Origin of the sequence: Thiohalobacter thiocyanaticus, assembly GCF_002356355.1 — a bacterium.
Classification (GTDB): Bacteria; Pseudomonadota; Gammaproteobacteria; order Thiohalobacterales; family Thiohalobacteraceae; genus Thiohalobacter; species Thiohalobacter thiocyanaticus_A.
The window spans coordinates 2,028,743-2,037,491 of sequence record NZ_AP018052.1 but is presented as its reverse complement, the minus strand read 5'-3'; the positions used below and the strand labels follow the sequence as shown (position 1 = coordinate 2,037,491).

Annotated in this window: 13 protein-coding genes; 8 read left to right on the top strand and 5 right to left on the bottom strand. The window is 62.9% G+C overall.

Annotated features, from left to right (window positions below):
• Positions 1–347: 347 nt before the first annotated feature.
• The 5 genes from CFK21_RS09460 to CFK21_RS09440 all read left to right on the top strand — a co-directional run bounded on the left by CFK21_RS09460 (position 348) and on the right by CFK21_RS09440 (position 3,130).
• On the top strand, positions 348–1,298 hold the full coding sequence (locus tag CFK21_RS09460; RefSeq protein ID WP_231971492.1) for a TauD/TfdA dioxygenase family protein: 951 nt from the start codon (positions 348–350) through the stop codon (positions 1,296–1,298).
• Positions 1,299–1,363: 65 nt separating this feature from the next.
• Positions 1,364–1,558: a sulfur relay protein DsrC gene (locus CFK21_RS09455; RefSeq protein WP_096366426.1), complete on the top strand. Its 195-nt coding sequence runs from the start codon at positions 1,364–1,366 to the stop codon at positions 1,556–1,558.
• An 85-nt stretch (positions 1,559–1,643) separates the two neighbouring features.
• On the top strand, positions 1,644–2,333 hold the full coding sequence (gene cas6 / locus CFK21_RS09450; RefSeq protein WP_231971491.1) for a type I-MYXAN CRISPR-associated protein Cas6/Cmx6: 690 nt from the start codon (positions 1,644–1,646) through the stop codon (positions 2,331–2,333).
• Positions 2,334–2,468: 135 nt separating this feature from the next.
• Positions 2,469–2,813 carry a TusE/DsrC/DsvC family sulfur relay protein gene (locus CFK21_RS09445; RefSeq protein WP_096366425.1) on the top strand — a complete coding sequence of 115 codons (345 nt, stop codon included), beginning with the start codon at positions 2,469–2,471 and terminating at the stop codon, positions 2,811–2,813.
• Between the two features lie 113 nt (positions 2,814–2,926).
• On the top strand, positions 2,927–3,130 hold the full coding sequence (locus tag CFK21_RS09440; RefSeq protein ID WP_096366424.1) for a hypothetical protein: 204 nt from the start codon (positions 2,927–2,929) through the stop codon (positions 3,128–3,130).
• Between the two features lie 75 nt (positions 3,131–3,205).
• On the opposite strand, the gene CFK21_RS09435 is transcribed toward CFK21_RS09440, so the two are convergent.
• Positions 3,206–3,880, bottom strand: coding sequence for a Fe2+-dependent dioxygenase (locus CFK21_RS09435; protein WP_096366423.1), 675 nt, complete (start codon positions 3,878–3,880; stop codon positions 3,206–3,208).
• A 31-nt stretch (positions 3,881–3,911) separates the two neighbouring features.
• Here CFK21_RS09435 and CFK21_RS09430 point away from each other — a divergent pair, with 31 nt between their 5' ends.
• The 3 genes from CFK21_RS09430 (at position 3,912) to CFK21_RS09420 (ending at position 5,696) form a co-directional block, all read left to right on the top strand.
• A complete protein-coding gene (locus tag CFK21_RS09430; protein ID WP_096366422.1) occupies positions 3,912–4,235 on the top strand; it encodes a hypothetical protein in 324 nt (107 codons plus the stop codon).
• 3 nt (positions 4,236–4,238) lie between these two features.
• Positions 4,239–4,598, top strand: coding sequence for a hypothetical protein (locus CFK21_RS09425; protein WP_096366421.1), 360 nt, complete (start codon positions 4,239–4,241; stop codon positions 4,596–4,598).
• Positions 4,599–4,736: 138 nt separating this feature from the next.
• On the top strand, positions 4,737–5,696 hold the full coding sequence (locus tag CFK21_RS09420) for a GGDEF domain-containing protein (RefSeq protein ID WP_096366420.1): 960 nt from the start codon (positions 4,737–4,739) through the stop codon (positions 5,694–5,696).
• Between the two features lie 12 nt (positions 5,697–5,708).
• Here the strand turns inward: CFK21_RS09420 and CFK21_RS09415 are convergent, their stop codons facing one another.
• The 4 genes from CFK21_RS09415 to CFK21_RS09400 are packed head-to-tail and all read right to left on the bottom strand — an operon-like array spanning position 5,709 to position 8,588.
• A complete protein-coding gene (locus tag CFK21_RS09415) occupies positions 5,709–6,455 on the bottom strand; it encodes a sulfite exporter TauE/SafE family protein (protein ID WP_096366419.1) in 747 nt (248 codons plus the stop codon).
• Positions 6,452–6,880 (bottom strand): GNAT family N-acetyltransferase, encoded by a 429-nt coding sequence (locus tag CFK21_RS09410; protein WP_157745589.1) that lies wholly within the window; start codon positions 6,878–6,880, stop codon positions 6,452–6,454. The genes CFK21_RS09415 and CFK21_RS09410 overlap by 4 nt, the downstream gene beginning before the upstream one ends.
• 18 nt (positions 6,881–6,898) lie before the next feature.
• Complete coding sequence (locus CFK21_RS09405) at positions 6,899–7,510, bottom strand: 2OG-Fe(II) oxygenase (RefSeq protein WP_096366417.1); 612 nt, start codon at positions 7,508–7,510, stop codon at positions 6,899–6,901.
• A 34-nt stretch (positions 7,511–7,544) separates the two neighbouring features.
• On the bottom strand, positions 7,545–8,588 hold the full coding sequence (locus tag CFK21_RS09400; RefSeq protein ID WP_096366416.1) for an Sfum_1244 family protein: 1,044 nt from the start codon (positions 8,586–8,588) through the stop codon (positions 7,545–7,547).
• Positions 8,589–8,749: the final 161 nt, after the last annotated feature.

Here is an 8,749-nt window from a genome sequence, read left to right as displayed (position 1 = left end):
GTGCAAATCGTGCGTGCTGATACCCTTCTTGAGCACTCCGATTTTCCGTGCTGGGAAGTCTATGTACCTGAGCGCGAAGTGAATACCCTACCCATGGGGTGTTTGGGCCGCAGTAGACTATCCCAAATGGAGTAGGTGTGCAATGTCCCCCATTCCGGTCCACGACAGGATATTGGCAGGCTCTCTGTCGGGGAATTTTAAATAATCAATGTTTAATTATATACTTACAAAATCGTCCCGCTCAAGCTGCCGCCGAGCCTGCCGCGAGCCGGACAGACGGCTGGTTTTTAGCATCCTGCCCACCCTAGAATAGCCGCGTTCCGAATGCCCCGGAGAATCGTTTGACCATGGGTATATCCGCCTCCCCCGAGATGACTGCCGCGACCTCACTGCCGGGCAACCCCTTCGATCCCGAGGCTGCGGCGGCCTACGCGGTCTGGCGCGAGCTCAAGCTGGCACGCCTGCCGGCGTCGGCCGAACTGGTGGTGTCGCTGGCCGATCCCCGGCGGCTGACGCCCGCCGAGCACGCGGCCATGCTGGATCGTCTGCAGCGGGTCAATCTGGTGCTGTACCAGTTCGATCCGGCCATCACCGACAAGCACGCGATCCGCGCCCTGGGCCGACAGTTCGGTCTGGAGCGGCTGGACGGCAATCTGTGCGCCGATGCTGACAGCATCACCTCGTTGCAGGTCTCCAGCGACGGCGCCAAGGGCGAGTACATTCCCTACACCGACCGGCGCCTGAGTTGGCATACCGACGGCTATTACAATTCCCCGGATCAGCAGATCCGGGGAATTGTCATGCACTGCGTGCGTCCGGCGGCCGCAGGCGGGGAGAGTGCGTTCCTGGATCACGAACTTGCATATATATTGATACGTGATGCCAATCCGGCCTGGATCCGGGCCCTGATGGCGCCGACCGCCATGACCATCCCGGCCAACGTGTCGCAGGGCCGGACCATCCGACCGGCGCACAGCGGGCCGGTATTCTCCGTCGATCCGGCAACCGGCGCCCTGCACATGCGCTACAGCGCCCGTACCCGCAACATCGTCTGGCGGGACGATCCCGATACCCGGGCCGCGGCGGCCTTCCTGCAGGAGCTCTGGAGCGGGGACTGTCCCTACGTCTATCACCATCGGCTGGTGTCGGGGCAGGGCATAATCTGCAATAATACCCTACATAACCGCTCAGGATTTCGGGACGACCCCGATCCGGACCGCGGGCGCCTGCTGTACCGGGCCCGCTATTACGACCGGGTGGCGGGCACCGCCTTGCAGGAGGTGTTCCCACCGGCCTGAGCCCATGGCCATAGACGAGATCCGGCCGGCGGCGACCGTGTCGCCGGCCACGTGAGGAGGCACTGATGTTGTGGTTGAGTGAGATCCTGCTGCAGGAACACGAGATGGATTCCTTCGATCAACTGTGTGAGAAGATCCAGGAGCGTGCTGCTCAGGGCGAGATGTTCTTTCGCATGGACGTGAAGCCGCCGTTCCAGGATACGCCGGTGGACTGGGAGGATCGACTCGAGGCAGCCTTTGCCCAGGCCAACAGAAGATAATGGCTTAAATCCGGTTAGCAGCATGAATACTGCTGTTATACCGGTATATTGGAAATTTCATGATGCTCAAATCAGGTGGTAAAAGATGATGTTCTGGCAGGAAGAGCGGGACGAGGACAAGCCCTACCAGGTCCCGGACGATATTATCGATATCAATTACCGGATCACGGCCCGTACGCTGCCGCTGGATCACGCCCATGCCCTGTCCAGCGCCCTGCTCGAGGCGCTGCCCTGGCTGGAGGAGGAGGAGGCTGCCGGTATCCACCTCATTCACGGCGCCGAGTCCGGAAACGGCTGGTACCGGCCCGAGGACGTGAGCAACGAGTTGCTGCATCTGTCGCGGCGCGCGCGCATGAGCCTGCGTATCCCGAAGGCGCGCCAGGCGGATGCCGAGGCCCTGGTGGGACAGATTCTCGACATCGACGGCTATTCCCTGGAAGTCGGCGAGTCCAGCCTCAGGATGCTCAGCCCCCTGCCCACGCTGTTTTCCCGTCACGTCAAGACCGATCCCGGACTGTCGGAGGCGGAGTTCCTGGAATGGGCGGCGGCCCGGATCAAGTCGCTCGGCATCCCCGTGCGCAAGCTGATGGCCGGCAAGAGCCATGCCTTTCAGACCCCCGACGGCATCCTGCACACGCGCAGCCTGATGATCGCCGATCTGGAGCCGGAGTCGGCCGTGATGCTGCAGCAGAAGGGTATCGGCGAGGGCCGCAAGATCGGCTGCGGCCTGTTCATTCCGCACAAGGGCATCAAGGCGGTGAAGGATACCAACTGACGCCTGTACGCCGCGGCAACGGCCGCGGCGCTTTCAATCAGTACTTGCTAATTTACAAAACTGCCCGTTTCAGGGTATATTCCGCGACTTTGTGATTTTCCGATCCGTGATTGGCTTTGAACCAGAGGAAGAGTCATGGCTTACGAACTCAACGGCAAGACCATTGAAACCAACGAAAACGGCTATCTCAACGATCCCAACGAGTGGACCGAGGATCTGGCGCAGGTGATCGCCGACGCCGAGGGCGGCATCGGTCAGCTGAGCGATCAGCACTGGGATATCATCCACTACCTGCGTGACGAATACTTCAACAACAATCAGAACCAGCCCAACGACCGCACCATCCTCAAGGAGATGGCCAGCAAGTGGGGCACCAAGCCCACCAGCAAGGACATGTACGCGCTGTTCCCGAAAATGCCCTCCAAGCAGGGCGGCAAGGTCGCCGGGCTGCCGGAGAGCCGCCGCAAGGGCGGATACTGAGCGCTGGAGCCCCTTGCCCATTTGGGATATAGTTGCGGGCCGACCGTGACGGTATAGTCCCGCCCAGCACCTGAAAATCGACGATTATGGCCCACTAGCCGGAGGCGAGTACGATGAGCGACAAGGCTGAAGCGATCAAGAAAATGATTGAAATGCAGAAGAAATTCATGGCATACGAGCACCAGAACGGGCTCGATCCCAAGGACTACTACGCACCCGAGTCCGGCCATGACCTGGACGGCTTCCGCAAGGAATACCGCGACCTGGCGATGTCCGTGGTCGATCAGGCGCACAAGGAAGTCGGCTCCAAGGCCTGACTCCCGGCACTGCAGAAAAAAGCCTCACCTGGTGGGGCTTTTTTTATGTCCGGGGATTGCCCGGCTCCGCGGGGTTCAGACCTCTGCCCACATCCGTACCAGATTGGTGTAACTGTTGCTGACCAGGGTGGTCTCCTGCTCGTCGGGCGATTTCTCCAGCAGCAGGTCGCGCGCCCGGGCCAGAGAGTAGAGCAGTTCGCGGCGACCCGGGTCCCGGACCAGGCTCTGGGCCCAGGTCACCGCCACCAGCCGTTCCCCGGCGCTGACCGGGGCCACATGATGGGTGCTGGAGGAGGGGTAGACGACCGCATCGCCGGCCGCGAGTTTGATCCGCTGTTCGCCGAAGCTGGAGCGGATCACCAGTTCGCCGCCTTCATAGTCTTCGGGTGAGCTCAGAAAGACAGTGGTGGAGACATCCGAGCGGTAGCGCTGCCCCATGGGTCCCATGACCGGGTCGTCGACGTGATCGCCGTAATCCATGCCCGGGACATAGCGCGCATAGAAGGGCGCGGCCACGCGGTGCGGCAGTACGGCCTGTTGATAAACCGCATGCTGCACGAGGGAGCCCATCACAATGTTATTCAGCCTGGTGTATAGTTCCTGCTCCTGAACCATCTCTTCGTTGTGTTTCACCCGGTTCGCTTCCCGCCCGGCGGACAGCCGGCCATCCTGGAACCGGGCACCGGCCATCAGGGTGCGGATCTGCTGCAGCTGTTCGGTGGCGAGCACGCCGGAGAGCGTCAACAACATGTTCAGGGACTCCAGTCACAAGAGGTCGACCATGATACTGAATGTTCACGCAGGGGAACAAACCTATTCCATCGATGTGCCCGAGCATCTGCTCGATGAGGCTGAAGAATTCTTCAGCCGCATGGACGAGGACATGAGCCGCGGCTATCAGATGAGCCGCACCTGGGTGGACAATCCCGATGTCTACATGCGCTGCCAGATCGTCGCCGACAAGCTGCTCACGGCACTGGAAAGCCACAATGAGAGTCTTGGCGTAATGATGTCCGCCTACCTGCTCAAGCGCATGCCCGGCATCAGAACCGTGCATCTCAATCTCGAAGGTGACATGACCGAGCATGATTTCGATCTGGCCTGAGCCATGGCCGAACTGCTGCAGGTCACCGCGCCGCTGCTGATCCGTCACCCCGACGGCATCCGCCATATCATGGTGGAACGCTTTGCCCATCCCGAGGGCCTCCTGTATTTCGAGCCCTTCTGGCATCTGCATCGTCCGGCCGCGCGGGCCATTCATCTGGCTCGCGGCGGCATCCGTGGCGAAGGCCCCTGGCGGCTCGGCGGGGCGGTGATCACGGTACTGGGCTGCCAGGGCAGCGACCCCGAAATGGCGGGTCTGTACGCCGAATGGCAGGCCTTTCTCCAGAACGGTGCGCCGGGTTATCCGGCCGCTGCAGCCATCCATGCCCTGGCCCGCGAGCAGGGCGCCATCTGCCCGGACTGATCCGAAATCCCGGCCGCCGCCCGCCTCGGTCCCGCCTGCCTTTTGCGGTCATTTCGCGGCCGGGGATTTGTGCCCTGGTCCACAGAATACTGCGTGCAATCTGACAAACTAGCATCAGATACATGCTGGATACCGGATATGCAGGCAGAAAATACCACGAAGAATATCAACCTGATTGCGACCATGCCCCTGTTCGAGGGGGTGCCGCTCAATGTGCTGCACTGGGTCAATGAACGCTGCGAGATCGTCCGGGTCTTCGCCGGCCAGACCCTGCTCGATCCGGCCCGCCGCAACGATGCGGTCTATATCATCATTTCCGGTTTTGCCCAGGTCCGCAATCCCGGCCAGGAAGACCAGGCGCTGGCCTACCTGATGGAAGGCCAGTGCGTCGGGGAGATGTCCGTGATCGATGGCGGTCAGCCCTCGGCCCGGGTGGTGGCGGATAGCGACTGCAAATTGCTGGTGATCGAATCCGCTACCCTGTGGGAACTGATCGGCATGGCTCCGGTAGTGGCGCGCAACCTCATGCGCACCCTGTCCAGCCGGCTGCGCTACGACAACGAGGTGATCCTGGAGAGCCTGCGCATGCAGCGTGCCTTCGAGCACGATGCCCGGGTGGACCCGCTTACCGGCATGCACAACCGGCGCTGGCTGTGCGAGATGCTGGATCGGCAGATCCAGCGCTGCAGTATCAGCGGCGAGGCGTTGTCAATCCTGATGCTCGATGTGGATCACTTCAAGCACTACAACGATACCCACGGCCACCTGGCGGGCGACTGTGCGCTGCAAGCCGTGGCCCAGGCGATCCGGAGTGGGCTGCGGGTGGCCGACACCACGGCCCGCTTCGGCGGCGAGGAGTTCGTCGCGCTGTTCCCGGGGGTCGATATCGCCGCTGCCCACGGGATTGCCGAGCAGTTGCGCCAGGCGGTGCGCGAGTATCCGGTGCTGGACTTCCAGGGCCGTTCGTTGCCCGGGGTGACTGTGTCCATCGGCCTGACCGCCCTGGCGCCGGGGCAGGGCCGGGACCAACTGCTCAATGCCGTGGATGCCGCGCTTTACCGCGCCAAGCACGCGGGGCGTGACCGTATCAGTGAGTGAAACGGGCGCGCCTCAGCCGCGTACCAGCAGCAGCCCGAGCCCGGAGATCGCCAGCAGGGCAAACGCCAGCCGGCGCATCTGGACAATGGGGACATGCCGGGTCAGACGGGCACCGAACTGGGCGGCCAGCAGCACCGGAAACAGGCACCAGGCCGCGGCCTCCAGCATGGCCGGCTCGAATTCGCCGCGCAGGATCTGCACGATGAGGCGCAGCAGCGTACTGAGGAAGAAGATCGCCAGCAGGGTCGAGCGGATGCGCGCCATGTCCCAGGGCTGGCGGTAGATGTGGAACACGATCGGCGGTCCCGCCGTGCTGAACAGACCGCCCAGCAGCCCGCCGGCGGCGCCGCTGATCAGCCCGGCCGCCGCCCCCGAGGGGCGGGGCAGGGGATGCGGGCGGAAGAACAGCACCAGCGCCGCGGCCAGGATCACCGCCCCCAGCAATTGCTGCAGCAGCACCGGCGTGGCCGTGTTCATCCAGGCCAGCAGGGCCATGCCCAGCGCGATCATGGGTGCCAGCCCCAGGGTCATCCAGCCCAGCTGCGGCCAGTCGATGGCACGGGGATGCCGGCCCAGGACCCAGGCACCGTTGGCCATCGAGATCATGCTCACCACCGCGGCCAGAAAGGGAATGGAGGCCAGTCCCAGCAGACTGGCCAGGCCCATGACGATCAGGCCCAGGGCAAAGCCGGTCAGGGCCTGGATGAAGCTGCCGGCAAAGGCGAGCAGAACGAGCAGGGTCAGTTCGAACGGGGTCATGGCAGCGGTTTGCGCATGAGAAAGTGCGGGATGCTGCCGAACAGGGTGTGCGAGGGCGCGACCACTGCATAGCCGTGATGGGTATAGAAGTCGACCGCGGCCTGCCGTGCATGCAGCCGGATTTCGCCCAGATCCCAGTCCCGCGCCTGCTGTTCGAGCGCCTGCAGCAGGGCCGTGCCGACGCCGCGGCCGCGCCAGGCATCGACCACGGCCATGTAACGGATCTGACCCCGCGTGTCATCGATACAGTGCAGGCGCCCGATACCGATCAGACGGCCGCTGCGGTCCTGCACCTGCAGATGGAAGGCGACGTCTTCGAACTCATCCCGCTCGCTGCCGCGCGGCTGCTCCCAGGGTGCACGCAGCAGCTGCCAGCGCAGGGCGAAATAGCGCTCGAAGTCGGCGTCGCTGACGGGACGGCTCACACGAAAGTCGGGGGACACTCAGGCGAATACCACCCAGGTGGTGGCGATGTATTTGACGCCTTCATGCAGTTCCACGGCGCGGTGTTCGTGGGTCCAGAAAGGGGGGAACAGGATCAGCTTGCCCTGTTCGGGGCGCACCTTGACCTGCTGGAACAGGAACTCGGTCTCGCCGCCGGGTCCGGGCACGTCGTTGAGATACCACAGGGCGACCAGCTGGCGCTGACTGAACTCGTGACTGCCGCCGTCGATGTGCCAGTGATAGTACTCGCCCGGCACATAGCGCTGGATGCCGTAGCCCATGTCCTTGAACGGGCCTTTGAAGTAGGGAAAGGCCTCGCGGAACTCGCGCAGGGCAATGCCCAGCGATCGGAACAGATTGTTGTCCACGTCCTTCCAGTGCGGCTTGCCGCTGACCACCAGGTCGGTGGTCTTCTTCACCCCGGCGTCCTCGTTCGCCGTCTGGCCGATGCGGCCCCTGTACTGCTCCTCCTGATGCGCTTCGAAGCGCTGGATGATGTCCTGGCAGATGAAGTCGGGCAGGGCATTGGGCTGCTCGAAGATGAAGGAATTGGGCTGGATTTCGGTGAGGGTGCGCAGCGGCGCACGCTGCGGGCTGTCATGGGACATCATTGAATCGACCGGGAATGGAAAGGAGGCAATTCTCTTACAGCGCGTTGGTCTCGATCAAGTCGGGAATGCGCTGCATGGAATCGCGGCCGTGGCGGCGGAAGTCATCCAATACGGTCTCGGCCACCCGCTGCCAGTGTGACTGACTGCGCTGGATGATCTGTTTCAACACCGAATCGTTGCCCTCCCGGTGCCAGGTCTGATAGGCCTCGACCAGGCTGGGCATGAGGCTCTTGCGCATGTTGGTCAGGGTGGCGAAGTAGAAATGCAGGCTGGCCGAATCCGCCTTGTCCAGCAGCCGGGGCAGGGTGGACAGGGCATCTGCCAGGTTGTCGCGCACAGCGCGCGCCTGGATCTCGGCCTTGGAGCGCGGGAAGCTGGCCAGCATCTCCTCCCACTCCGGGCCCAGTTCGCGGCCGCACTGGACCTCGCCGATCTCGTGCAGGATGAGGGTATCGATCTGACCCTCAGCCATGGCGTCCAGGGCGCCGTCGGGGTCGGTGTCGAAGTCGTAGCAGCGGATGGCCCGGCCCATGGGATTGTCCAGCCGGTTCCAGCGCCATTCCTCCATCTTCTCCCAGATCATCTGGCGCAGGGCCTGGCGGCGGATGAAGATGGTGCCGTTCAGGGACATGGCCGGGGGCGAAGTGAGATCGCGGGCGAATTCCTCGCCGGCGACGATCAGCCGGTATTCTTCCGTGTCTTCGTGCCGGTCCAGCCGGCCGAGGAAAAAATGCGGTTTGGCCCGCTGGCCGTAACCGGCCGAATAGACCAGTCCTTCGGGGAGCAGTCGGGTGTTGACCGTCTCGGCCTCCAGCGGGTCGATGGCCTGATCCCCGACCGGAAGGTGGACGAAATCACTCTCCTCGAGATCTTCCCACAACTGTTCCCGCGCCCGCAGCCAGTCGCCGACCTCTTCATGGGGCAGGGAATCGGCGTAGGCATAGCCCATCTCCCAGCGGTAGAATTCACGCATCTTCATCAGGTAGACGCACAGGGTGTAGTCTCCGGCGTGCGCGGCATCGGAAATGTGACAGTTGTGCTGTACCGAGTCTCTCAGGCTGCGCCACTCGTCCTGCATTTCAACATCCTCTGCAACGGGACCTCCGCCAACAAGAGTAGGGCACTCAGAGGCGGATTGCCGTGAAATCCCGAGTAAAATGGTATACTATTGGCATCCTAGCATGGGCCGGGGCGGATGCAAAGCCAATCCAGGCTGGAATTCGCTTCAATAAGATGGCT

Bases quoted from the DNA above. Each gene is read 5' to 3' on its own strand.
- CFK21_RS09460 (WP_231971492.1), top strand. From the start codon at position 348: ATGGGTATATCCGCCTCCCCCGAGATGACTGCCGCGACCTCACTGCCG.
- CFK21_RS09455 (WP_096366426.1), top strand. From the start codon at position 1,364: ATGTTGTGGTTGAGTGAGATCCTGCTGCAGGAACACGAGATGGATTCC.
- cas6 (WP_231971491.1), top strand. From the start codon at position 1,644: ATGATGTTCTGGCAGGAAGAGCGGGACGAGGACAAGCCCTACCAGGTC.
- CFK21_RS09445 (WP_096366425.1), top strand. From the start codon at position 2,469: ATGGCTTACGAACTCAACGGCAAGACCATTGAAACCAACGAAAACGGC.
- CFK21_RS09440 (WP_096366424.1), top strand. From the start codon at position 2,927: ATGAGCGACAAGGCTGAAGCGATCAAGAAAATGATTGAAATGCAGAAG.
- CFK21_RS09435 (WP_096366423.1), bottom strand. From the start codon at position 3,880: ATGTTGTTGACGCTCTCCGGCGTGCTCGCCACCGAACAGCTGCAGCAG.
- CFK21_RS09430 (WP_096366422.1), top strand. From the start codon at position 3,912: ATGATACTGAATGTTCACGCAGGGGAACAAACCTATTCCATCGATGTG.
- CFK21_RS09425 (WP_096366421.1), top strand. From the start codon at position 4,239: ATGGCCGAACTGCTGCAGGTCACCGCGCCGCTGCTGATCCGTCACCCC.
- CFK21_RS09420 (WP_096366420.1), top strand. From the start codon at position 4,737: ATGCAGGCAGAAAATACCACGAAGAATATCAACCTGATTGCGACCATG.
- CFK21_RS09415 (WP_096366419.1), bottom strand. From the start codon at position 6,455: ATGACCCCGTTCGAACTGACCCTGCTCGTTCTGCTCGCCTTTGCCGGC.
- CFK21_RS09405 (WP_096366417.1), bottom strand. From the start codon at position 7,510: ATGATGTCCCATGACAGCCCGCAGCGTGCGCCGCTGCGCACCCTCACC.
- CFK21_RS09400 (WP_096366416.1), bottom strand. From the start codon at position 8,588: ATGCAGGACGAGTGGCGCAGCCTGAGAGACTCGGTACAGCACAACTGT.